Raw genomic sequence first — 207 nt, forward strand, 5'->3', positions numbered from 1 at the left:
TTTGACATTATTTTCTTTTGGGTTGCCCTCATGCTCATGATGACCATGCACTTTGTGAAAAACGAAGACGGCACGCCGCAAGTACCGTATAAGACCGTCTATGTGCATGGTCTGGTACGTGATGGCAATGCTCAAAAAATGTCAAAATCAAAAGGCAACGTCTTAGATCCGATCGATCTAATCCACGGTATTGAGCTAGAAGCACTG

Annotated in this window: 1 protein-coding gene; it reads left to right on the forward strand. The window is 44.0% G+C overall.

What is annotated here, in order from left to right; translation table 11 throughout:
* Positions 1–207: class I tRNA ligase family protein (locus V6252_RS13790; RefSeq protein WP_341610799.1), on the forward strand; the 207-nt coding region annotated here is incomplete at both ends.

Source organism: Psychrobacter proteolyticus (assembly GCF_038155145.1).
Classification (GTDB): Bacteria; Pseudomonadota; Gammaproteobacteria; order Pseudomonadales; family Moraxellaceae; genus Psychrobacter; species Psychrobacter proteolyticus_B.